Source organism: Enterobacter sp. HG048 (genome assembly GCF_024702055.1).
GTDB classification, from domain to species: Bacteria; Pseudomonadota; Gammaproteobacteria; order Enterobacterales; family Enterobacteriaceae; genus Enterobacter; species Enterobacter dykesii.
Genome location: NZ_JANLIZ010000005.1, coordinates 136,980 through 160,374, shown reverse-complemented (window position 1 = coordinate 160,374; position 23,395 = coordinate 136,980). Strand labels below are relative to the sequence as shown.

Below are 23,395 nucleotides of genomic sequence, written 5' to 3'. Positions count from 1 at the left end.
TAGAGCGAATTATGATGCCGTCTCATCAGTTGTTTAACAGGGGATATCATTCCTTCAACCAGCTTTTGCCCGAACTTGCTGTTCAACAAACTACTCAGACGGCATTTGAATTCGTCCGCAGCGCCAGTGATATTCAGAGCCAAAGCTATGACCAGTTACACCAGCGCGCCGCGTCGCTTGCACACGCATTACTGCAATACGGGCAACGGGGCGACCGGGTAATATTGCTTTATCCGGATGGCGAAGATTTTATTGGCGCTTTTTTTGGATGCCTTTATGCCGGCAGGGTGGCAGTTCCCGTCCCGATGCCCGCAAAATCATCAGGAAGCGCGTGGGAGCGTTTTGCCGGAGTATTACGTAATGCGCAAACGGAATGTATTGTTACGACAGCAAAGGGAGCAGAAACGCTAGGCCAGCTATCACTTCCGTTATCCCCGCTTATTTTTACCTTCGACAAACCAGACACAGCTGCGCTCCCTGCGGGCTATCGTCTGCATCCTCTTGATCGCACGTTCTCCGGGGCATTTCACCCCGTTCCGGTAGCGGAAAACGATCTGGCTTTTTTACAGTACACCTCGGGTTCGACGGGCTCTCCGAAGGGCGTGATGGTGACCCATGGCAACCTGTGGGCCAACTCGCATGCCATTCACCGCTTTTTCGGCCATCACAGCGAAAGCCGGGGCACGATCTGGCTGCCGCATTTTCATGATATGGGGCTGATTGGCGGGCTACTGCAGCCCGTGTTTGGCGCATTCCCCTGTCGGGTGATGTCGCCCATGATGTTAATGAAAAATCCCCTTAACTGGCTCAAACATATTTCTGACTATCAGGCGACGACCTCCGGCGGCCCTAATTTCGCCTACGATCTGTGCGTGCGCAAGATTGGCAGAGAGCAGGTTGAGGCATTAGATCTTTCTCGCTGGGATGTGGCTTTTTGCGGCGCAGAGCCGATTCGGCCCGCCACGCTACAGCAGTTTAGCGAACACTTTGCGCCCGCAGGGTTTCGGCCCGGCGCGTTCCTGCCCTGCTACGGCATGGCGGAAACCACGCTCATCGTCACCGGGATGGAGAAAGGACAAGGGCTCCGCGTTTCCGACGAGGCCGGTACGGTGAGCTGCGGGCAGGCTCTGCCGGATACCGAGGTGCGTATCGTCGATCCCGATCGCCATCAGCCGCTTGCTGATGGTGAGAGCGGGGAAATATGGCTGCGTGGTCCGAGCGTTGCCGCAGGATACTGGGACAATGACGCCGCCACACGCGAAACCTTCCAGGCGTCTCTGGCTGGCCATCCGCACCCGTGGCTGCGCAGCGGCGATATGGGTTTTCTCCAGTCCGGCCATTTGTACGTCACCGGACGACTCAAAGAGCTGCTGATTATCAACGGTCAGAACCACTACCCGACGGATATTGAAGAGACGATCCGCCAGGCCGATCCCGCGCTGGCGGAAGCGACGGTTTGCGTGTTTGCCAGTGAAGACGAGCGCCCGGTTGCGCTGCTTGAGCTGATGATGCGTCATAAAAATGACCTCGATATGGCGGCGCTGGCCCCGCGCATTACCGCAGCGGTAGCGGAGCGGCACGGCATCACGCTGGATGAAATGCTCCTTGTCGGACGAAGGGCAATCCCCCGCACCACCAGCGGGAAACTACAGCGCACCCGCGCGAAAGCGATGTATCAGCAGGGAATCCTGGAAGTGGCCTGGCGCAGCCGTCAGGACGCGTCTAAACCTGTCGTAACTGCGGAGGAAAACCCACCCGCGCTGGCGGCGCTGATTGCCGGGATAATCAGCAGCGCGATGAACACGACGATCGGCGAATCCCAGTGGGACGAGGCGTTTACCGGCTTTGGCATGAGCTCTCTGCAGGCGGTGGGCGTGATTGGCGAGCTTGAACAGCGGCTGGGCCGCGAGCTCTCTCCCGCGCTGATTTATGACTACCCCACCATCAATCGGCTGGCGGCCGCGCTGGGGCAACCCGCTGCGGCCCGGCCGGTCAGCTCAGCCGTCGCGGAGAGCGCCATTGCGGTGATTGGCATCGGCGTGGAGCTGCCGGGACATAGCGGCGTGGAGGCGCTGTGGTCGCTGCTGCAGCAGGGCCACAGCACGACCGGCGAGATCCCGGCGCACCGCTGGCGTACCTCGTCCCTTGACGGTTTTAACCGTAAAGGCAGTTTCTTCGACGAGGTCGACGCGTTCGACGCAGGCTACTTCGGCATTTCTCCCCGTGAGGCCGTCTATATCGATCCGCAGCATCGTCTGCTGTTAGAAACCGTTCAACAGGCGCTAACCGATGCCGGCCTTAAGGCGTCCTCCCTGCGCGGTAGCGATACGGCGGTCTTTGTTGGGATCAGCGCCAGCGACTACGCGCTGACCTGCGGCGATAACGTCTCGGCCTACAGCGGCTTAGGCAACGCGCACAGTATTGCGGCCAACCGAATTTCTTATCTTTATGATTTAAAAGGTCCAAGCGTCGCCGTCGACACGGCCTGTTCTTCCTCGCTGGTGGCGATAGAGGGGGCCATGCAGAGCCTGCGGGCCGGACGTTGCGCTCTGGCCATTGCCGGAGGCGTGAATCTGGCGCTGACGCCGCATTTGCAAAAAGTCTTCACCGAAGCCCAGATGCTGGCCCCCGACGGCCGGTGTAAAACCTTCGACGCCCGCGCGGATGGCTACGTTCGTGGCGAAGGCTGCGGCGTCGTGGTGCTTAAGCCGCTTTCGCAGGCGCTGGCGGATGGCGATCGGGTTTATGCCACGCTGGTGGCGAGCGCCGTGAATCAGGACGGCCGCAGCAACGGCATTACCGCGCCAAATGGCCCATCGCAGCAGGCGGTCATCCGGCAGGCGATGGCGGACGCCGGGTTGGACAGCGACAGCATTGACTATATCGAAGCGCACGGTACGGGAACGGCGCTTGGCGATCTGATTGAATATCAGGCGCTGGAAGCGGTGTTTGCGGACCGGAAAAAGACCGCACCTGTCCAGGTGGGTTCGATCAAAACCAACATTGGCCACCTTGAGGCGGCGGCGGGCGTGCTGGGCGTGGTGAAAACGTCTCTGATGCTGCACTTCCGGCAATACGTACCTCACCTCAATTTTCAGCAGAAAAACCCGCATATTGCGGCGATTAGCCGTCATGTTGAGGTGAGCGGCGCGCAGCCTGCCTCATGGCATGCCGATGGCGAAGCACGCTACGCGGGCGTAAGCAGCTTTGGCTTCGGCGGTACCAACGGTCATGTGATTTTGCGCAGCGCGCCAGCGGTGGAAAAACGCCAGGAGCCCGCTGCGCCGCACGGCCTGCTTCTGGTCGGTTCACATGATGAAGGGGCGTTTACCCTTCAGCGGGAGGCGGTCAAAAAAGGGTTATCGACGTGCCAGGAGAGCGATATTGCCACCTGGTGTCGGCTGGTGAACACCCGCTACGACGCGGCCCGCTATCGCGGCGTGGCGTATGGCGCGGATCGCTCCCAGCTGGCGGAAAGCCTTGCGCAGCTCACCGCCTGCAAGGCGGGTAAAGCCCAGCCCCAGGTGTGGCTCTTCCCGGGGCAGGGCACCCAGCAAATCGGCATGGGTGCCGAGCTGTATCATCATCTGCCGCACTATCGCACCCAGTTTGACGCGCTGGCGACGACTATTCAGCAGCGCTATCAGATTGATATTACGCAGGCGCTGTTTGCCCGTGACGACAGCTGGCAGCGCTGCGCCAGAACCTGTCAGCTCTCATTATTTGCCTGTAGCTACGCGCTTGCTCAGAGCGTGATGCAGTTCGGCCCGCGTCCGGCTGCCGTAATGGGGCATAGCCTGGGAGAATACTGCGCGGCGGTTATCGCCGGCTATCTCTCGCTGGACGACGGGCTGGCAATGGTTCATCAGCGCGCGCTGTTGATGTCAGCCCTGACGCAGGAAGGGGCGATGGCGGTCGTCTTCAGCGGCGAAGCCGACGTCCGTCAGATGATTTCCCCCTGGACGGGCGACATTGATATTGCCGCATTCAACACGCCGACGCTGACCACCATCGCAGGCAGTCGGGCGGCGATTGACGCCTGCCTTAAGGCCATATCTTCAAAAGGCGGTCACGCCAGAAAAATTAAAACTGCCAGCGCATTTCACTCCTCGATGATGGATCCGATCCTCGGCGCCTGGCGCGAGTGGCTGGTCAACAACGTCACCTTCACCCGCGGGACGATCCCGTTTTACAGCAACCTGAACGGTGAGGCGTGCGACCGCACCGACGCCGACTACTGGACCCGGCAAATTCGCCAGCCCGTGAGTTTCCTTCAGGGCGTGCAAAACGTGCTGGCGCAGGGTGAGTTCACCTTTATCGATCTGAGCGCGGACGGTTCGCTGGGCAAATTTGTGACCGCAACCGACCGCCGTCACCGGGTGCTGGCCGCAGGCGACCGGCGACATGAGTACAAATCACTGCTGACGCTGCTGGGTACGCTGTGGCAGCAAGGGCACGACATCAACTGGAGCGGGCTGTACCACGCGACCACGCGGGAGGCGCTAACCCTGCCCGCCATCCAGTTCTGCCGCAAACGTTACTGGCTGGCGGGTGAGACGCCAGCGCAGACCCCATCTGCTAAAGAGGACGCTATGTCAAATCAACACCATTTAGCCGCTGAAATAAAAGCGATTATTGCCGGTTTTCTTGAGGCGGATCCCGCCGCGCTTGACGACTCTCTGCCGTTCCTGGAAATGGGGGCGGACTCGCTGGTGCTGCTGGATGCCATCAATACCATTAAAGACCGCTACGGCGTAGCCATCCCGGTGCGGGCGCTGTTTGAAGAGCTCAATACGCTGGACGCGGTGATCGGTTATGTGGTGGAGCACGCGCAGCCGGCGGCGGCGGCTTCGCTCACCACCCCGGAAACCGCCGGCCTGGCGGCACAGCCTGTCGCGGCACCGCAGGGGGCCAGCAGGCCGGTGCCTGATACGGTTCAGGATCTGATTGCCCGCCAGCTGGAGCTCATGTCCCAGCAGCTAAATTTGCTTAACGGCACGGCGCAGGCTCTCCCGATACCAGCCGCACCCGCGACGCCGGACGTTATCGCGCCTGCGCCCGTCGTGGCCCCGACCGCACCGGTGAAGGCCAGCGCGCACAACAGCTGGTTTAAAAAAGAGACCAAAAAGGTCTCCCTCGGCGCTGAGCGCGACCAGCATCTGGCGCAACTCACCCAACGGTTTGTCGATAAAACGGGCGGGTCAAAACGCAATGCCCAGCAATACCGCGCCGTGCTCGCGGATAACAGGGCCTCTGCGGGCTTTCGTTTATCCACCAAAGAGATGCTTTACCCCTTAGTGGGAGAGCGCTCTCAGGGTTCGCGCATCTGGGATGTCGATGGCAACGAGTATATTGATTTTACGATGGGGTTTGGCGCTAACCTGCTGGGACATGCGCCGGACTGCGTGCAGCAGGCCGTTGCCGACCAGCTGGCGCGGGGCATGCAGATTGGTCCGCAAAGCGCCCTGGCAGGCGAGGTGGCAACGCTTATCAGCGAGCTGACCGGCCAGCAGCGGGTGGCATTTTGTAACTCCGGCTCCGAAGCGGTAATGAGCGCCGTGCGCCTGGCACGCGCCGTGACGGGGAAAAATAAAGTCGCGCTGTTTAGCGGCTCGTATCATGGCGTGTTTGACGGCATTCTGGGGCGACAGCAGGGGGGAGATACCCCCGAGCGCGCCACGCCGATTGCCGCAGGCACGCCGCCATCGCTGGTGGACGACCTGCTGGTGCTCGATTACGGCAGCGAAGAGAGCCTGGCGCTTATCGCCCGCTATGCCGCCGAGCTGGCGGTGGTGATCGTCGAACCGGTGCAGAGCCGTTATCCCGATCATCAGCCACGCGAATACCTGCACACCCTGCGTGAACTGACGACGACCCGCAACATTGCGCTGATGTTTGACGAGGTGATCACCGGTTTCCGTCTGGCTGCCGGCGGCGCGCAGGCGTATTACGGCGTTCAGGCGGATATCGCCTCCTACGGAAAGATTGTCGGCGGCGGTATGCCGATCGGCGTGATTGCAGGCTCTGCCCGCTTTATGGACAGTATCGACGGCGGATTCTGGCTGTATGGCGATGACTCCTGGCCGCAGGCTGAACTGATCTTCTTTGCCGGTACGTTCTCCAAGCATCCGCTGACCATGGCGGCAAGCAAAGCCGTGCTGGAGTACATCAAAACGCATCCGGCGCTATATGACGACATCAACCAAAAAACCGCGCGTCTGGCGATGTCCCTAAATACCTGGTTCTCAGCGACCGGCACGCCGATTGAGATCGTCTCAGCCGGCAGCCTGTTCCGTTTCAAATTCAACGGTAACTACGACATCCTCTTCCACCACCTGATGCTGCGCGGCATTTTCATCTGGGAAGGGCGTAACTGTTTTGTCTCGGTCGCGCACGCGGATGAGGATATCGATCGGTTTATTGCGGCGGTGAAAGAGAGCGTTAACGCCATGCGCGTGGACGGCTTCTTTGGCGAGGCGGGATTGCGCCCCGACACGCGTTATGCCGTTGCAGACAGCCAGCAGCGTTTTCTGCAGCTGGCCGCGCAGGATGAAAGCGGGCTGTTGGCCGGGACGATCGGCGGCGTGATCGAAACGCCGCGCAATGTAGATGGCGACATCATGCGCGCCGCCTGGCAACTGCTGTGCGAGCGCCATGACGCGCTGCGTATGCAGTTCACCGACGCAGGTGACCTTCAGGTTGTCCAGGCGCCCATCGTCGATGTCTGCGAGGAAAACGCTGCGCCTTCCGCCTGTCTCGCTGAATTTGCTGCGCGTCCTTTTGATCTTACCGCCGCGCCGCTGGCTCGCCTGCTGCTGGTCCGCCACGAGGGGAAAACCACGCTCGCCATCTCGGCACATCATACGGTGGCGGACGGCTGGTCGTTTATGGTGATGCTGCGCGAGCTGCTGCATCTTTACGATGCCCTGGCGTCGGGTAAACGTCCTGACCTGGCGGCAGCGGCAAGCTATTTGCAGGCTATCCGCGCGCAGAACATCATCAGCGAGGCTGAGCTACCTGCGCGTCTTGCGGCGCTTCCAGCGCGCCGGGTAACGCCGGAAGTTCTGAGCGTGCAAGATCCCTCCCTGACGTATCAGGGGCAGCGGCTAGTACAGCGCCTGTCGTATCCGGGCCTGACCGGGCAGCTTCGCAAAGCCTCCGCCGAGCTGCGGGTGACCCGCTTCGCGATGCTGAATGCGCTCTTTACCCTGACGCTTGAGATGGCGGTCGGCCATTCCCCGGTGCCGGTCGGCGTGCCGGATGCCGGGCGGGACTTCGGGCAGGGGGACGCGCTTGTCGGCCAGTGCGTCAGGCTGTTGCCGCTGTGTATCGACAGCGCTACCTGCGCGTCGGTATCCGGGGTCGCCAGGGCAATCCATGACGGTATCCTCGCGCAGCGCGGCGAGCCCGCACTGCCGTCACGCTGCTTCCACGGTCAGGATGCGCCGCTTCCTCTGCTGGCGACCTTTAACGTCGAGCCGCATGCTCCGCTGGCTGAGATGCGTCAGTGGGAGGCCAGCCTGTCGCTGCTCCCGATCGGTGCCGTCGAATTCCCGCTGATGGTTAACATTCTCGAGACGAAAGAGGGGCTGTCCGTCGAGCTGGATTACCAGATGCGCTATTTCACCGAGGAACGAGCCCGCGCGCTACTGGAGCACTTCCTGAAGGCGATAACCGTGCTGGCCGAGCAGGGAGAAGAGGCTGCCGAAGCGTTGTTCTCGTCGTCAGAGGCGCTGGCCGCATCATGAAAAAGCTGACGATTTTCGTCCTCCTGGGCGCCGTGCTGGCGTTCGCCGTTAATCTGCTGATCGATGCCGGACTGTTTTACCGGGTGCAGGAGAGCGGCGGGGAACAGTGCCAAAAAATAACGGGCATTGAGGGCGCGGAGGATATCGCTCCCTTATCGGATGGCGGGGCGATAGCCAGTAGCCTCAACCGACACGGCAGCACGCCCGGGGCGCTGTATTACCTCAACGGCAGCGACCGGCCGCGGCGATTGGCCGGCGACTATCCGGATGTCTTCTTCCCGCACGGCATCGATGTCTGGCAGCAGGAGGGCGAGACGTGGATCTACGTGGTGAACCACCGCCCGCAGGAGGACAGCATTGATGTGTTTCGCTTTAATCGCGCGCAGATGCGTCTTGAGTATCAGCCCGCCCTGTCGCGCGCTGTCGGCAACAACATCAATGATATCAGCGTCATTGATAAAACCCGCTGGCTGCTGACGCGGGACCACCGCTGGAAGGGCTTCGCGGGACGCCTGGAGGACTATCTGCGGCTGCCGCTCTCCAGCGTCCTGCTGGCAGACGGGGCGGGGCTGCATACCCTGATCGATGGCCTGCATTTTGCGAACGGCATTTACTACAACCGACCGCAGGGGCGTCTGTACGTGGCGGAAACCACCCGCGGCGCGGTGAGCAGCTGGTCGTGGCAACCGAACGAGGCTGCGCCCGTCCTGCTGGGGCGCGTCAGCGGTCTGCATGGCGTCGACAATATTCTGCCGGACGGGCAGGGAATGCTGGTGGCGGCGCACCCGCAGCTTCTGAAGCTGGCCGCCTATCAGAAAGATGCCCAGGCGCGTTCACCGTCCATGGTGTGGCGGCTGACAACCGGCCCGCAGGGAGAGATCGCTCAGGCCAGTATGCTCTATCAGAGCCACGGCGAGGCGCTGGCGGCAATCAGCGTCGCCGCGCCGGTGGGTGGAAAGATGATGATGGGCAGCGTCTTTGACGACGGGCTGCTGCTGTGCGGGGAACAATAAGATGCTGAAGAGATGGTTTTCCCGACGCGGTCATTTTCAGGGGACGCTTGAGGGACGGGAATTCCCCCTGACGTCCGGCAATACGCTCCTCGAAAGCGCGCTCAACGCCGGCGTTTCCCTGCCGTATAACTGCCAGGTCGGCTCGTGTAAATCCTGTCTTTGCCGGGTGACGAGCGGCAAGGTGCGTTCGCTCGTCGACCTGAGCTATTTGCTCAGCCAGGAGGAGATTGCCGCCGGCCATGTGCTGGCATGCCAGTGCCTGCCGGAATCGGATTTAACGCTGGCCGCGGTCTCGACGTCCTGGACGCCTGCGCGAATTACGCAGGCTGTCGCGCTCTCATCAACGGTATGGCGCGTGACGCTGCTGGCGGAGCAGGCGTTGCCCTTTCAGCCAGGACAATACGTTCAGGTCGGTCTCGAAAAGGATAAGGATATCCGGAGCTTCTCCGTCAGCTGGCCGAGCCGGGGGCGAGAGATTGTTCTGGATATCACGCGCCGGGAAGAGGGGCGGCTATCCCCGCTGCTGTGTGATGAACAGGGCGCTGGCCGGAAGGTGTGGCTCTCAGACTGCCGGGGGCAGTTAGGCCAGAAGGATGACGGTAACGGTCCGCTGCTGGCCATCGCCAGCGGATCGGGGCTGGGAGCGACGCTGGGTCTGGTCCGCGCCGCGCTGGCGCGTCATCCCCACCGCGAGGTCATGCTGGTCCACGCGGTTCGCAGACGACAGGACAAATTCGACCTGCAAGAACTGCAGCGTCTGCGTCAGCACTATCCCGGTTTCCACTTTCTGCATGCGTTATCCCGGGAGCGTGAGGTTCAGGAGCGAGAGCTGGCTGGCCGTGTGACCTGCTGGCTTGATGACTGGCGCGCCCTCTATCCCCGCCGGACGGCGGTAGCCGAATGGCGCGTCGTGATTTGCGGCAATCCAGCGCTGGCGCAGGCGTGCCGGCAAAGGCTGCTTGCCGGAGGGGTGATGAGCCACTTGCTTGAAATGGACTGCTTCTCGCCGCCGGTCGGTGCAAAAAACAGTCATAACAATAAGGAGCCCGTATGTTGAGTTACCTGAGATTTGCCCTTGTCCCCTGCGTTTTTTTACCGCTCACCGCGCTAACCACTCTGCTCGGCGGCGTGTGGATCGTCGTTTCCATGCTCTGCGTGACGCTGAGCTATGTCCTCTTCGATAACGCAACCACGCACGACACCGCCGATCGTCACTACCGGCTTCCGGCGCTGCTGGAAATCATCCCGTATTTACAGCTCCCGGCCACGCTGCTGGCGTTGTTCACTCTTGTCTGGCAGGCCGCTCCGGGCGATCTGCTCGGGTTTGGCGCATGGCTTTCCGCCCTGACGGGTCACAACATTATGGCGCTGCATAACCTTACCCTACCTGAGCTGCTGCTTGCGGCGACCTCCACCGGCTATACCATGAGCACCAATACCGTGGTGGCTCATGAGCTTATCCACAAAACCCACAGTCTGATGGCGATGATGGTCGGGCGCTGGCTTCTGGCGCTGGTCGGCGATGCGCAGTTTTCGATTTCGCACGTCTATTCGCATCATCCTAACGTGGCGACCCCGGCGGACGGGGCGACGGCGCGTCGTGGGGAAAATGTGTATCGCTTCTTTATCCGTTCCTCTCTGTCGCAGTATGTTGAATCCTGGCAGGTTGAAGCACAGCGGCTGTCGCTTCAGAACCGGCGCGGCGCCATGCTGGTGAACCGGGTGATAAGCGGGGTGCTGATGAGCCTGCTGATCGTGGCGGCCTGCTTTACGGCGGCGGGCATCAGGGGCGCGCTGGCGTGCCTGGTGACCATGCTGGTCTCTAAATTCCTGTTTGAAACGGTGAATTACATCCAGCACTACGGTCTGGTCCGCCTTCCCGGCACGCGCGTGGAGCCGCGACACAGCTGGGATTGCAATAACCGGGCCTCGTCGGCCGGTCTGTTGAACCTGACGCGCCACTCCGATCATCACACCCATCCCCGCCGTGAGTACTGGAATTTGCAGGCGCACAGCTATGCGGTGGGAATAGAGAAAGGGTATGTCGCCCATATTTTTTACGCGCTGATACCGCCACTGTGGTTTAAACGAATGGAAGCAAAACTCGCGTACTGGGACGAACACGTTGCCAGCGACGCAGAGCGTGCCCTGATCCGTCAGTCTGAATCATCCGCGGTTAATTCCACTGTTCCCTGTGTTTCTGGAGAATCCCATGAGTGAGCAATTTGATCGACTGATCGAGCAAGCCTACCAGCAGTATCGTGGACCCGCCTACCTGCGCTCGCCGATGGTTTCATGCGTGAAGGCCGGGATTCGCCTGATGGATTGGGTTGTGCCGGGGGCGACCGCCGACTGGCTGGGCAATCGTTTTTTTACGCCGCGCCGGGTGCCGACGCGTGCAAGCGATAAAGAGATGACGGCGCTGGCGAGCCGCATTGAATCCCTCCCTCTGAGCAATGGTAAACATGCGGTGGTGTACCGCTGGGGCAGCACGGGACCTACCGTGCTATTAGCCCACGGCTGGGAGTCCAGGGCTTCCCACTTTGGCAGGCTTATCAAAGCGCTGGTCGAAAAAGGCTTTCAGGTCATCGGGTTTGACGCCCCTGCACATGGTAACGCGGCAGGTTGTCAGAGCAGCATCGTCGAGTTCATTGAAATCATTGAACAACTCGCGCAGCAGGATGGCGGTTTTGACGCGATTGTGGCGCACTCGTTTGGCGGGTTATCCGTCATCAATGCGGTAAAGGCGGGATTGCGGACCCGCGCGCTGGTTATCGTAGGTGCGCCGACGCACTTTAGCGGGCTGGTCACGAAATATGCCGCGATCCTGAACCTCCCGGGACGCCAGCAGCAGAGGCTGCGCCGGTATATTGAAGGGTATTTTGGTATTGGTGAGGCGGTCTGGCAGCGCTTTAACGCTTACGAGGGGCTGCAGCAGGTCGATCAGCCCGCCCTTGTTATTCACGACAGCAGTGATGACATCGTATTGCGGGTCGAAGCAGAATGCCTGGTCAACGCCTGGCCTGGCGCGAGGCTGGCAGAGACCCACGGCCAGGGGCATAATCCGCTGCGCCGTCCGGGGGAGGGCATCGACATGGTGATGACGTATCTTGCTCCCTTGCTGACGTCAGGCAATGAGCGTGATAACCCGGTTGCCTGATAGCTGATAATAGCCCTGGATCCGGCTGCCCTTTACGCGTTGGGGGGAAAGCGTCCGGTTCAGCTCCAGGGCGATCCCCTGCTGTTCAGGCGCAATGTGGCACACGCTGGCCGCCTCAAAATCGAGGGCGCGGCCAACGTCAGGATAGAGCGCTTTATAGAGACTCTCTTTCGCGGAAAAGGTCATTAATAGCGCGCTGGCCTCGTCGATCCGGCTGGCGGCAAGGCACTCCCGCTCCTGCGGTGTGGTAAACAGGTGCGCTGTCCGCTGGATCATCTCGGGTGCAAGAAATTCAATGTCGACGCCCGGCGTCAGGCCCGACGCCTCTGGCGCAACAACCGCCAGCGCCCATTCATGAGAATGTGACAGGCTGCCCCGCCAGCCGGAAGGCCACACCGGAGAACGGTCCGGCGCGCTGCCCGGCGTAGCGTCACAGCCGAAGGATCTGAGCACCCGTTGCGCGGCATAGCGTGCCGCAAGATATTCCGCCCTGCGTTTAACCACGGCGCTGTTGAGCGGGCCGGGAAAGGGGATGCCCCATTTATCAAAGAGCCCGTCATGGTAATCACGCGCGGTGAATGAGACCAGGCAGTAGCGCAGGGCGGGGAAAGGGTCGACGCTGCCCATCTCAACGGAGTGAATAAAAGGGGGAGCTGAATCCGTGTTTATCGCAGTAAACATTGCAGGGTATCGGTATCTGTCGGGGGAACAGAATGCCATATAAGTGCGGGCCGGGTAAGGGGAATGACCCGGCCGCAGGAAAAAACGCTCAGGCCGTTACAGAATGGCTTTAATGCTCTGCGCCAGCGGCGTCGTTGCGCGCCCGATCAGTTTGCTCAGCGTGTGGCTATCGTCAAAGAGTCCCCCTTTGGACGCGCCCACATCGGAGTCCGCCAGCATATCTGCCAGCCCGGCAGGCAGGCCGACGCTTTTCAGCGCGGCGGCAAAATCCGCTTCACTGAGATTCTGATAGGTTACCGGCTTCCCGCTCTGTTTGCTGAGTTCAGCCGCCAGTTCGCTCAGCGTCCAGCCGTGGTCGCCCGCCAGTTCATAGACTTTGCCCGCGTGGCCCTCTTCAGCAATCACTTTGGCTGCCGCCGCGGCATAGTCTGCACGGGTGGCAGAGGCAATTTTGCCTTCGCCTGCCGCACCAATAAACACGCCGTGTTCCAGCGCAGGCGGCGCGCTCGCCAGGTAGTTTTCGGTATACCAGCCATTGCGCAGCAGGGCATAAGGAATGCCGGACGCCGCCAGCGCTTTTTCAGTGGCAACGTGTTCAACGTGCAGACCCAACGGGGAGTTGTCCGCATGCAGCAGGCTGGTGTAGGCGATAAATTTCACGCCTGCCGTTTTGGCGGCGTTAATCACGTTCTGGTGCTGGGTCGCGCGCTGGCCGACTTCGCTGGAAGAGATCAGCAGCAGCTTATCCACGCCGCTCAGCGCGGTGGTGAATGCGGCTTCATCCGTGTAGTCCGCCTGACGAACCACAATTCCCTGCTGGCTTAAGGCCTGCGCTTTCGCCGGGTTACGTACGATGGCCACAATCTGGCTGGCCGGTACGGTTTTCAGCAATTGTTCGATAACGAGATGGCCAAGCTGGCCGGTAGCGCCGGTAATCGCGATCATGATGAATCTCCTTCGTGTTTGTCTGGTGTTGTGGCACACTAGCACCATAGCTAACTTTTAGTAAGTACGTACAAAAAGGTAAGTATGAAAACAACGATACCGACGCTCAGCGAACTCATGCGCGATGGCAATCTTTTCGCGGAACAGTGCCCTTCTCGCGAGGTGCTCAAACACGTTACCAGCCGCTGGGGCGTTCTCATTCTGCTGGCTCTGCGCCATGGAACGCATCGCTTTAGCGATCTGCGCCGTAAAATGGGCGGGGTGAGCGAAAAGATGCTGTCCCAGTCGCTCCAGGCGCTGGAGCAGGACGGGTTTGTCGATCGCGTGTCGTATCCGGTGGTGCCGCCGCACGTAGAGTATAGCCTGACGCCGATGGGGATTGAGGTCAGCGAGAAAGTCGCCGCGCTGGCGGACTGGATTGAGGTGAATACGCCGAAGGTGATGGCGAATCGGGACGATCGCGCGGCGTAAACGCCGGATATGTGCGGCCTGATGCCCTCTCCCACAGGGAGAGGGAACGAACACGAAAAACGGCAACGCATGTTGCCGTTTTGTTTTTACTTACTCAAATCCACCTGATAAATCGCGAATCCGATATCATCCGTCGCGACCTGCTTCATCGGATACTGGGCTTTATCCTTGATAAACGCGGCAGCCTTATCGGACGGCGACGTTTCAATGCGGATATCCAGTTTCGTATCGCTGTGGATCGGCGCGAGACGCCAGTTGTTGTCCACCGCCGGGTGAATTTCGCCCGCCTTCTTCGACTCTGCGCTGATCCACGCCGCCAGCACCGAACGGTTCTCGTCCGGCGAGGCAAAGGCGATGTGGCTATCCCCCGTACCGGCAAACTTACCGCCGTAGGCGCGGTAGTTATTGGTCACCACCAGGAAGGTGGCACTCGGGTCGACGGCCTTGCCGTTGAAGGTCAGGTTTTTGATGCGCTCCGCCTGCGGGTTGATCGCCTGACACTCGCCGTCATATTTCGCCGGCTGGGTGACGTCAATCTGGTAGTTCACGCCGTCGATCACGTCGAAGTTATAGGTACGGAAGCCGTCCCAGTTAATCAGCGACTGCGGCTTACTGCTGTGCGGGTCAATCTGGTTAAACTGTCCGGCAGAGCACTCCAGCCACTCTTTCACCTCCTGGCCCGTCGCTTTTACCACCACCAGCGTGTTCGGGTAGAGGTAGAGATCGGCGGCGTTACGGAAGGTCAGCTGGCCCTTTTCGACTTCAACATAGCTTGCCGGGTCATTCTTACGCCCGCCCACCTTGAATGGCGCAGCCGCTGACAGGACCGGCAGTTTTGCCAGATCCGGATCGCCCTGCACAAAGTGTTCGGCATAGGCTTTCTGCGCCATGTTGACGACCTGAACGGTCGGGTCATCCTGCACCAGCGCCAGGAAGCTGTACATGTTGTCGGCGGATTTGCCGATCGGCTTGCTGACGAATTCGCGCGTGGCGTCGTGATCGTGCTTCAGCACGTCGACCAGTTTTTTATCTTCCGCCGCCAGAGATTTTTTAGCCGCAGCGTCGTAAATCGGGCGCGCTTCGGCTTTTGACTGCGTCACCTTCCAGCTGCCGCCGTCGTTATTCAGCACCAGATCCACCACGCCAAGATGGTCACCCCACATGCCCGGCATCACCGACGGCACGCCGTTGAGCGTCCCTTTCTCAATGTCCGCGCCTTTTATGCTGGCGAAATCTTTGCCCGGGAAGACCGCGTGGGCGTGGCCGAACAGGATCGCGTCGACGCCCGGAACTTCACTCAGATAGTAAACGGAGTTTTCTGCCATGGCCTGGTACGGATCGGCGGAGAGGCCCGAGTGGGCGACAACGACCACCAGATCGGCGCCTTTTTCGCGCATTTCCGGCACGTATTTGCGCGCGGTTTCGGTGATGTCGTTAACGGTCACTTTACCGTCGAGGTTGGCCTTATCCCACGTCATGATCTGCGGCGGCACAAAACCGATATAGCCGATTTTCAGCGTCTGTTTTTTACCGTCCTGGTCGACGACGTTTGTCTCTTTAATCAGGTAAGGGGTAAAGAGCGGCTTTTGCGTCTTAACGTCGATGATATTGGCGTTAACGTACGGGAATTTCGCACCGGCGAGCGCATCGTGCAGGTATGTCAGACCGTAGTTGAATTCGTGGTTGCCGAGGTTGCCGACGGTATAGTCCAGGGTATTCATCGCTTTATAAACAGGATGGATCTCGCCTTTTTTCAGCCCCCTGGTCGCCATGTAATCCCCGAGCGGGCTGCCCTGAATGAGATCGCCATTGTCGACCAGCACGCTGTTTTTCACTTCGCCACGCGCCGCATCGATCAGGCTTGCCGTGCGTACCAGGCCGAATTTTTCCGTCGGGGTATCTTTGTAGTAATCGAAGTCCATCATGTTGCTGTGCAGATCGGTCGTTTCCAGAATACGCAGATCTACCGTCGCCGCCTGCACGCTCGCTGCAATCAGCGTCGCCAGAAGCGTTGCACTAAACTTAATCATCAGAGGAGTCCTTTTTTCGATGCAGACCACAAAAGAGTATGTATCTATAGCGTGTTGCTTACAGAAATGTGAATCCTGACAGAAAAAAGTAACCTGAAACCGGAATTGCTTCACAGATAGCGGAATTGTTCACATTACGATATAACTAAAACAAAGAGTTAACCTCACTGCGTTAACAAAGAGGTGGAAAATGCTAGATAAAATTTGTCAGCTCGCACGGGATGCGGGAGATGCCATCATGCAGGTATATGACGGCAGTAAACCTATGGAGGTGGTCAGCAAGGCCGACGACTCTCCGGTCACGGCGGCGGATATCGCGGCGCATAAGGTGATCCTGACAGGGTTACAGGCCTTAACGCCGGATATCCCCGTTCTGTCAGAAGAAGCGCCGCAAAGCTGGGACGAGCGCCAGCACTGGCAGCGCTACTGGCTGGTCGATCCGCTGGACGGGACAAAAGAGTTCATCAAGCGCAACGGTGAATTCACCGTCAATATCGCCCTGATTGAGAAGGGCAAAGCGGTGCTGGGCGTGGTCTACGCGCCGGTAATGAAGGTGATGTACAGCGCCGCAGAAGGGAAGGCGTGGAAGGAAGAGTGCGGCGTGCGCAAGCAGATTCAGGTGCGCGATGCGCGTCCACCGCTGGTGGTGATTAGCCGCTCGCACAGCGACAGCGAGCTGCAGGAGTATCTGCAGCAGCTGGGTGAACACCAGACCACCTCGATTGGCTCATCGCTAAAATTCTGCCTGGTGGCGGAAGGCCACGCGCAGCTCTACCCTCGCTTTGGGCCAACCAACGTCTGGGATACCGCGGCAGGTCATGCCGTTGCCGCGGCCGCCGGGGCGCATGTTCATGACTGGCAGGGCAAGCCGCTGGACTATACCCCGCGCGAATCCTTCCTCAACCCCGGCTTCCGCGTCTCTATTTACTGAGCCAGCAGCTTATGCAGCAGGTCGACAACCTGCTGCACCTCTTCCTGGGTTAACGCGCCGTCTTTCGCCCACTGAACGCGACCCTCTTTATCCAGCACGATAATCGCGGAGCTCTCTTCCTCCAGCTGCCAGGCCTTACGGGTTACGCCGTTGCTGTCGACGATAAACTGCGACCACGGATAGAGCTTTTTATTGCTCTCAAGACTGGAGCGCACAAACATTCCGGAACCCGGAATGGCGTCATCGGTATTCACAATGGTAGTCGTCTGGTAGCGGTCGTGCGGGAATTTTGCGGCCTTGATCGCTTCTACCAGGCTGGCATTTTTCTCTTTTGCGGATGTACGACCGGCAATATGTTGTACAACTCTCACTTTGCCCGCGAGCTGCGCGCTATTCCAGGGTTTGTAGCTAAACTTATCATTGTCGAGAATCAATTCTCCCCGGTCAGCAATGCCGACTGGCGGTACACGTTGTCCTTTTTCAATGTTGTGAGCACAAGCCCACAGGGGCAGCAGCAGGCAGGCTGCTGCAAGGATATTACGTAGGGTCATGGCGTTTCCTTATTGTTTGCAGGTGATCCGACCACTTGGTCTTGCGCTTTTAATCATAAGTGCGATCAATGTGGTTTTCCCGCAATCCCGATGCCAGTTTGCGGGCGAACGCACATATCCATGAAAAAACGACGGCTTATACTGCGCCCGGTCACGCTTTGCAAAGATTATTCTGAATAATTGTAATCAAACGGTAAATAAACTTATGCACACTGGGTAACACCGTAGTTCTGGTCTATAGTCATTGGGCATTAAAATTTGCGCTCAGGACAGTCGGGCCGATTGTGGCACCGCAAGAGCGTATGATTCGCAGGAGATACAAGAATGAAAATTTTCCAACGCTACAACCCGCTTCAGGTGGCGAAGTACGTGAAGATCCTGTTCCGTGGACGGTTGTATATCAAGGATGTTGGCGCTTTTGAGTTTGATAAGGGCAAGATCCTTGTCCCAAAAGTGAAGGACAAACAGCACCTGTCTGTGATGTCCGAAGTCAACCGTCAGGTTATGCGTCTGCAGACTGAGATGGCTTAACCAACGTGCTATGCAGTAGTTAAAAAAAAAGGCTCCCAATGGGAGCCGTTGATGTATGTGGGGCCAGAATCTTACGCCGACACCTTCTCTTCCGCGTCCGGCAGCTTTGGCACCAGTACGGTCGGTTTGTTGTCGATGCGCGTCACCAGCAGCTGGTCGATGCGGTAGTTATCAATATCCACCACTTCAAACTTGTAGCCGGAGAACTTCACCGAGTCGGTACGTTTCGGGATCTTACGCAGCATAAACATCATAAAGCCGCCGATGGTCTCGTAGTTGCCGGACTGCGGGAACTCGTCGATATCCAGCACGCGCATTACGTCTTCAATCGGCGTGCCGCCATCAATTAGCCATGAATTATCGTCACGCTGAACAATCTGCTCTTCCAGCCCCTGGCCAACCAGGTCGCCCATCAGCGTGGTCATCACGTCGTTCAGGGTGATAATGCCCACCACCAGCGCGTATTCGTTCATGATAACCGCGAAGTCTTCCCCGGCGGTTTTGAAACTTTCCAGCGCTTCTGAGAGCGTCAGGGTGTCCGGCACAATCAGGGTATTGCGGATCTGCACGCCGCTGTTGAGCGCCAGACTCTGGTTTGCCAGCACGCGGTTCAGCAGGTCTTTGGAGTCGACGTAACCGATGATGTGGTCAATATCTTCATTACAGACCAAGAACTTAGAGTGCGGATGCTGCGCCACTTTGTTCTTCAGGCTCTGCTCATCTTCATGTAAATCGAACCAGATAATGCTTTCACGGCCCGTCATGGAAGACGGCACGGTACGGGATTCCAGTTCGAATACGTTCTCAATCAGCTCGTGCTCCTGTTTGCGCAGCACCCCGGCCAGCGCGCCGGCTTCCACCACCGCATAAATGTCGTCAGAGGTGATGTCGTCTTTACGCACCATCGGCAGCTTAAAGATGCGGAAAATGACGTTCGCCAGACCGTTGAAGAACCACACCAGCGGACGAAACACGTACAGACAGAAGCGCATCGGGTTGATGATACGCAAAGCCACAGCTTCTGGCGCAATCATACCGATGCGTTTCGGGGTCAGGTCTGCAAAGAGGATGAACAGGCCGGTTACCAGCGAGAAGGAGAGGATAAAGCTCAGCTGTTCGGCCAGTTCAACGGACATGTACTTAACAAACAGACTATAAAACGCCGGGGAAAACGCCGCATCACCCACGATACCGCCGAGAATGGCGACCGCGTTGAGGCCAATCTGCACCACGGTGAAGAACATCCCGGGGTTTTCCTGCATTTTCAGGATGCGGGTAGCATTGATGTTGCCTTCATCGGCAAGCAGCTTCAGTTTGATTTTACGGGACGCGGCCAGCGAGATCTCAGATATCGAGAAAAATGCGCTGACGGCAATCAGACAAAGTATTACTAAAATACTGTTTAACATAGTTTATCCGGCTTCTCGCCAGATCCTCAGAAGGGGAATTGATACCATTTGTGTGAAAACACATTGAACATCAGCTCGTAGCGTTGAGCCGATTATTTCAGCGGGTAGTATAGCGTAAAGAGATGTAAATCTGCCAGAGGTCACATTTTGGCATAAAACAGACCGGACAGCGTGGTGCTGTCCGGTACAGGGCGCTATTTCGCGGCGGATAAACGGGCCGTCCCCTCCGCGCGACGTGAGGCGCTTCCTCCCCACACCTGGTCATACTCATATCCCGTTAACTGCTTAATCACCACGCGGGTTCTGGCGTCGCAGTCGCGGTAATCACCACCCAGCTTACGGCGTGCTATCTCCTTCAGGAGCAGCTTGTGCGTCTCACGGGTGAGCTTGAACCTGTAGGTGGTAAAGAAGCTAACCGCCAGCAGGGCTGCCGTCGCGAAGATCATCAGGCCGATAATCGCCCTCAGCGCGCTTTCAGGCTGTGCGCCGTTACCCTTCACAAAGCCGGACTCCTGCAGCACCAGGCCTACGATCATGATGGCAATCGCCACGGTGCTCTTACGGGTCAGGACCATCACACCGGCAAAAATGCCTTCACGGCGCTGCTGCGTTACCATCTCGTCAATATCCGGAATGAAGCTGTAGATATTCCACGGAATATAGTAGAGGCCAGAGCGGGCGGCACCGAGCAGGATAAAGACCGCTGAGAAGAGCAGCGTCGGCACCTGCGTTTTGGTGAGGTAGACCGTAAGCAGAAACGCCAGCACCATGAAGATACAGCCGTAGGAGAGTCGCAGGGCGGCAGACGGCGTGATGTTCAGCCGGTTCAACAGCAGCATAAATCCATAGGTACCCGGTACTGAGGCAAAGGCGGCAATACTCAGCCAGCCGGAAACCGCCGAGGCGTCCTGGCTCAGGCAATACACGACGTAATAGGTAAAGACCGAGCCGAATACGTCCATCGCCGTGAACGAAAAGATGTAAATAATGATATGCAGGCGAAACGTGCGGATACGGAAGGAGGAAAAGAGATCCAGCACCAGATATTTCAGGTGATTCAGTAGCCCGCCGATGCGCTGGTTGTCCACTTTAAAACTGGCTTCCTGCTGCACATCTTTCGCTTCCCAGGTGGTGTACCAGGTAATAAATACCGCAATGCAGAACACGCAGGAAAATATCAGCCCGGTGAGGGTATAGGTAAACGGATTATCTTTCCCCGTGAAATGCATAATCACGCCGGGAACGGAAACCGCAAGGAAACCGCCCAGCTGGGAGCAGATCATGCGCACGCCGGAGAGGCGGCTTCGCTCTTCATAGCGGTTTGTCATCTCCGCCGCCAGGGTCTCCCAGGGCACCAGCACCATCGCCGATAGCAGCTCAATAGAGAGGTAGGTGCCCAGGTAGTACCAGTAGCCCATGTCCGTCAGCCAAAGCAGGGAATACAAAAACATGAGCGGCGAACTGAGCAATAAAAAGAAGCGGCGACGACCAAATTTACGCCCGAGCCAGGTATTCCCGAAATTATCGGTGATATAGCCCATAATCGGGCTTAATAGCGCATCAATGACGCGGGCAATAGCGAATATAGATCCCGCTTCAATAACAGACAGCCCGCAATAGGTGGTGTAAAAAAAGAGCAGCCAGGTGCCGATAACGGCGAACGCCCCTCCGCCAAACAGATCGGTTACGCCGTAGCCAAGTGCCACGCCGTAACCCACTCTACGTTCAGTAGGTTTGACCATAATAATATCCAGTGTAGGGTAATGATTAACCTGTTTTTCAGGCCGTATTTTTATTCAAATCTGGACGACACATTACGTTCTACTTATTGAGTTCTATCCATTGTCTTAACTGAGATGAGCGATAAATAGCCTCCACAAGGGTGAGTGATTTTCCGGATTCGCGGATGTCGGTGTAATTCGCATTTCCGGGATGGGAAATAGCATGATAAAAACGGCGGATCGCCTGCTCATGCCCCAGCCCCCAGTAGCTTTTGACCAGGCCGTCAGGGGTGTTATCGCTCGCCAGCCTCAGGCGCTCGCCGGGCGTGATGCGCCAGAGCACGTTGTCGCTGAGCAGCAGCGAGCCCCGTTCGCAGTGGATTTCAAGCCAGAGGGGGGAGTCCGCGGTATTGCAGTTGCTGGCATAAAACAGGCCGCGCGCGCCGTTGGCAAAATGCAGCGTGGCCATCGCGCTGTCCTCTCCTTCGGTCACGTTCGCCAGCTCACCGCGGTCCACCACGCCTTTCACCCGCGTCACGCCGCCAGCGAACCACTGCATCAGGTCGAGAGTATGGATGGCCTGGTTGATCAGCAGGCTGCCGCCTTCCGTTGTCAGCCGCCCGCGCCACGGGCTTTCGGTGTAGTACGCGCCCGAGCGCGACCACGTTAGCACCGCTTTGATGCTGAGCATTTTTCCCAGCTCGCCGTCCTCCAGCGCCTGGTGAATGCGCAGGCTGGTGGGGTTGAGCCGGTTCTGATAGCACACGCCGAGCAGACCCGGCGCCTGTTCGGCGGCGCGGGTGATGTCCACGAGTTCGCTGCTGTTCATGCCCACCGGTTTTTCGCAGAAAACATGCTTCCCGGCGGCGAGCGCCGCCAGGATCATGCTCTTATGCTCAAAATGCGGCGTGCAGATGTGGACCACGTCGATGGCATCATCCAGCAGCATTTCCCGGTAATCCTGATAAAAGCGACACTGATAGCCCATCGCCAGCTTTAGCCCTTTGACGCTGTCGATATCGACCAGCGCGCGTAGCGCGACGTTGGGCATCTGGCGCAACGCGTTCACATGGCAGCCGTGAATCGCTCCCGCACCGATTACTGCCGTGTTCAGGATCGTCATCGTCGCCTCCCGTTATTCCGTCGCGTTGGCCAGCATCTGGGCCTTCACGCAGAGCTCCGCCGCCTTGAAGGCGTGCGCCTGCGTCATGGCGTTTTCGGTTCGATGCAGGCAGTCGAAGATCAGTTCGCCAAAGAACGGGAACCCGACCTGACCGGCAACCGGATAACGGAATTCCCCCTCCTTATTGACGAGATACACCACGTCCTGCTCGCCGCGGGTGAGATCGACATATTTGCGGATTTCGATATAGCCTTCGGTGCCGAGCAGCGTCAGGCGGCCGTCACCCCACGTAGAAAGCCCGTCCGGCGTAAACCAGTCGCAGCGGAAATAACCGCTGGCGCCGTTTTCGCCCCTGATTGTTGCGTCGCCGAAATCTTCAAATGCCGGATGCTGCGGATGGTTGAAATTGCGTGCCTGGCTGGCGACCACGCATGCCTCACTGTTGCCCGTGTAGAAGAGAAATTGCTCGATCTGGTGGCTGCCGATATCGCACAGAATGCCGCCGAAAAATCGTCGATCGTAGAACCAGTCCGGGCGACCGGTTCCTTCCCGGTGCGGGCCTGTCCCCAATGTTTGCACGACGCGGCCAATGGCCCCCTGCTGCACCAGCTGTCCGGCAAACACCGCGCTCTCAACGTGCAGGCGTTCGCTGTAGTACACGGCGTATTTCCGCCCGGTTTTCTCGACCATCGCTTTGGCATCCGCCAGCTGTTCAAGGGTGGTGAGCGGCGCTTTATCCGTGAAGTAGTCCTTGCCTGCGGCCATGGCTTTCAGCCCCAGCGCGCAGCGCTCGGACGGAATGGCCGCACTGGCCACCAGACGCACTTCGTCGTCGTTGAGTATCACCTCCAGCGACTCCGCCACTTTTGCCTGCGGGTACTGCTGGATAAATTTATCCACTTTGGCCGGATCGGGGTCGTATACCCATTTCAGGGTGGCCCCGGCTTCTATCAGGCCGTTACTCATCCCGTAGATATGGCCGTGGTCGAGCGCAGCGGCGGCAAAAATAAACTCTCCTTCCCTGACAACGGGCTGCGGTTTGCCCACCGGGGCGTAGTTCATTCCGTCATGCTTGTTCATG

Annotated in this window: 16 protein-coding genes; 8 read left to right on the top strand and 8 right to left on the bottom strand. The window is 58.7% G+C overall.

Annotated features, from left to right (window positions below):
- Positions 1 to 11: 11 nt before the first annotated feature.
- The 5 genes from NUX24_RS09060 to NUX24_RS09040 are packed head-to-tail and all read left to right on the top strand — an operon-like array spanning position 12 to position 11,921.
- Positions 12 to 7,748, top strand: a complete 7,737-nt coding sequence (locus tag NUX24_RS09060; RefSeq protein WP_308280937.1) for an aminotransferase class III-fold pyridoxal phosphate-dependent enzyme — start codon at positions 12 to 14, stop codon at positions 7,746 to 7,748.
- Positions 7,745 to 8,761, top strand: coding sequence for an arylesterase (locus NUX24_RS09055; protein WP_257831082.1), 1,017 nt, complete (start codon positions 7,745 to 7,747; stop codon positions 8,759 to 8,761). Before NUX24_RS09060 ends, NUX24_RS09055 begins: the two co-directional genes overlap by 4 nt.
- A 1-nt stretch (position 8,762) precedes the next feature.
- Positions 8,763 to 9,818 (top strand): 2Fe-2S iron-sulfur cluster binding domain-containing protein, encoded by a 1,056-nt coding sequence (locus tag NUX24_RS09050; protein ID WP_257831081.1) that lies wholly within the window; start codon positions 8,763 to 8,765, stop codon positions 9,816 to 9,818.
- Positions 9,812 to 10,981, top strand: a complete 1,170-nt coding sequence (locus tag NUX24_RS09045) for an alkane 1-monooxygenase (protein ID WP_257831080.1) — start codon at positions 9,812 to 9,814, stop codon at positions 10,979 to 10,981. The genes NUX24_RS09050 and NUX24_RS09045 overlap by 7 nt, the downstream gene beginning before the upstream one ends.
- Positions 10,974 to 11,921: an alpha/beta fold hydrolase gene (locus NUX24_RS09040; RefSeq protein WP_047652059.1), complete on the top strand. Its 948-nt coding sequence runs from the start codon at positions 10,974 to 10,976 to the stop codon at positions 11,919 to 11,921. Before NUX24_RS09045 ends, NUX24_RS09040 begins: the two co-directional genes overlap by 8 nt.
- Here the strand turns inward: NUX24_RS09040 and NUX24_RS09035 are convergent.
- Positions 11,889 to 12,602, bottom strand: a complete 714-nt coding sequence (locus NUX24_RS09035) for a 4'-phosphopantetheinyl transferase (protein ID WP_047652061.1) — start codon at positions 12,600 to 12,602, stop codon at positions 11,889 to 11,891. The genes NUX24_RS09040 and NUX24_RS09035 overlap by 33 nt on opposite strands.
- Before the next feature lie 96 nt (positions 12,603 to 12,698).
- A complete protein-coding gene (locus NUX24_RS09030) occupies positions 12,699 to 13,547 on the bottom strand; it encodes an SDR family oxidoreductase (protein WP_257831079.1) in 849 nt (282 codons plus the stop codon).
- Between the two features lie 84 nt (positions 13,548 to 13,631).
- On the opposite strand from NUX24_RS09030, the gene NUX24_RS09025 reads away from it, so the two are divergent.
- Positions 13,632 to 14,018, top strand: coding sequence for a helix-turn-helix domain-containing protein (locus NUX24_RS09025; protein WP_047073290.1), 387 nt, complete (start codon positions 13,632 to 13,634; stop codon positions 14,016 to 14,018).
- Positions 14,019 to 14,104: 86 nt separating this feature from the next.
- Here the strand turns inward: NUX24_RS09025 and NUX24_RS09020 are convergent, their stop codons facing one another.
- Positions 14,105 to 16,048 carry a bifunctional 2',3'-cyclic-nucleotide 2'-phosphodiesterase/3'-nucleotidase gene (locus NUX24_RS09020; RefSeq protein ID WP_257831078.1) on the bottom strand — a complete coding sequence of 648 codons (1,944 nt, stop codon included), beginning with the start codon at positions 16,046 to 16,048 and terminating at the stop codon, positions 14,105 to 14,107.
- Positions 16,049 to 16,238: 190 nt separating this feature from the next.
- Between NUX24_RS09020 and cysQ the strand changes: the two genes are divergently transcribed.
- Entirely contained in the window at positions 16,239 to 16,979 is a 741-nt protein-coding gene (gene cysQ / locus NUX24_RS09015; RefSeq protein WP_047652070.1) for a 3'(2'),5'-bisphosphate nucleotidase CysQ, read from the top strand.
- Here the strand turns inward: cysQ and NUX24_RS09010 are convergent.
- The gene (locus NUX24_RS09010) at positions 16,973 to 17,530 is read right to left on the bottom strand and encodes a YtfJ family protein (RefSeq protein WP_047652071.1); all 558 of its coding nucleotides are present in this window, start codon (positions 17,528 to 17,530) and stop codon (positions 16,973 to 16,975) included. The two genes, cysQ and NUX24_RS09010, sit on opposite strands and share 7 nt — an antisense overlap.
- Positions 17,531 to 17,854: 324 nt before the next feature.
- Here NUX24_RS09010 and NUX24_RS09005 point away from each other — a divergent pair, with 324 nt between their 5' ends.
- Complete coding sequence (locus NUX24_RS09005; RefSeq protein WP_008501430.1) at positions 17,855 to 18,061, top strand: DUF1107 domain-containing protein; 207 nt, start codon at positions 17,855 to 17,857, stop codon at positions 18,059 to 18,061.
- 71 nt (positions 18,062 to 18,132) lie between these two features.
- Here the strand turns inward: NUX24_RS09005 and NUX24_RS09000 are convergent, their stop codons facing one another.
- From NUX24_RS09000 to NUX24_RS08985, 4 genes are all read right to left on the bottom strand, one after another.
- The gene (locus tag NUX24_RS09000; protein ID WP_023310162.1) at positions 18,133 to 19,470 is read right to left on the bottom strand and encodes a hemolysin family protein; all 1,338 of its coding nucleotides are present in this window, start codon (positions 19,468 to 19,470) and stop codon (positions 18,133 to 18,135) included.
- Positions 19,471 to 19,664: 194 nt separating this feature from the next.
- Positions 19,665 to 21,212 (bottom strand): MFS transporter, encoded by a 1,548-nt coding sequence (locus NUX24_RS08995; protein WP_257831074.1) that lies wholly within the window; start codon positions 21,210 to 21,212, stop codon positions 19,665 to 19,667.
- Positions 21,213 to 21,291: 79 nt separating this feature from the next.
- Complete coding sequence (locus tag NUX24_RS08990) at positions 21,292 to 22,314, bottom strand: Gfo/Idh/MocA family protein (RefSeq protein WP_257831072.1); 1,023 nt, start codon at positions 22,312 to 22,314, stop codon at positions 21,292 to 21,294.
- Positions 22,315 to 22,326: 12 nt separating this feature from the next.
- On the bottom strand, positions 22,327 to 23,394 hold the full coding sequence (locus NUX24_RS08985; RefSeq protein WP_257831070.1) for a Gfo/Idh/MocA family protein: 1,068 nt from the start codon (positions 23,392 to 23,394) through the stop codon (positions 22,327 to 22,329).
- Between the last annotated feature and the right edge of the window lies 1 nt (position 23,395).

Coding starts and splice junctions, on each gene's coding strand:
- NUX24_RS09000 (WP_023310162.1), bottom strand. CDS start 19,470: ATGTTAAACAGTATTTTAGTAATACTTTGTCTGATTGCCGTCAGCGCA.
- NUX24_RS09045 (WP_257831080.1), top strand. CDS start 9,812: ATGTTGAGTTACCTGAGATTTGCCCTTGTCCCCTGCGTTTTTTTACCG.
- NUX24_RS09020 (WP_257831078.1), bottom strand. CDS start 16,048: ATGATTAAGTTTAGTGCAACGCTTCTGGCGACGCTGATTGCAGCGAGC.
- NUX24_RS09050 (WP_257831081.1), top strand. CDS start 8,763: ATGCTGAAGAGATGGTTTTCCCGACGCGGTCATTTTCAGGGGACGCTT.
- NUX24_RS09025 (WP_047073290.1), top strand. CDS start 13,632: ATGAAAACAACGATACCGACGCTCAGCGAACTCATGCGCGATGGCAAT.
- NUX24_RS09035 (WP_047652061.1), bottom strand. CDS start 12,602: ATGTTTACTGCGATAAACACGGATTCAGCTCCCCCTTTTATTCACTCC.
- NUX24_RS08995 (WP_257831074.1), bottom strand. CDS start 21,212: ATGGTCAAACCTACTGAACGTAGAGTGGGTTACGGCGTGGCACTTGGC.
- NUX24_RS08990 (WP_257831072.1), bottom strand. CDS start 22,314: ATGACGATCCTGAACACGGCAGTAATCGGTGCGGGAGCGATTCACGGC.
- NUX24_RS09055 (WP_257831082.1), top strand. CDS start 7,745: ATGAAAAAGCTGACGATTTTCGTCCTCCTGGGCGCCGTGCTGGCGTTC.
- NUX24_RS09030 (WP_257831079.1), bottom strand. CDS start 13,547: ATGATCGCGATTACCGGCGCTACCGGCCAGCTTGGCCATCTCGTTATC.
- NUX24_RS09005 (WP_008501430.1), top strand. CDS start 17,855: ATGAAAATTTTCCAACGCTACAACCCGCTTCAGGTGGCGAAGTACGTG.
- NUX24_RS09060 (WP_308280937.1), top strand. CDS start 12: ATGATGCCGTCTCATCAGTTGTTTAACAGGGGATATCATTCCTTCAAC.
- NUX24_RS08985 (WP_257831070.1), bottom strand. CDS start 23,394: ATGAACAAGCATGACGGAATGAACTACGCCCCGGTGGGCAAACCGCAG.
- cysQ (WP_047652070.1), top strand. CDS start 16,239: ATGCTAGATAAAATTTGTCAGCTCGCACGGGATGCGGGAGATGCCATC.
- NUX24_RS09040 (WP_047652059.1), top strand. CDS start 10,974: ATGAGTGAGCAATTTGATCGACTGATCGAGCAAGCCTACCAGCAGTAT.
- NUX24_RS09010 (WP_047652071.1), bottom strand. CDS start 17,530: ATGACCCTACGTAATATCCTTGCAGCAGCCTGCCTGCTGCTGCCCCTG.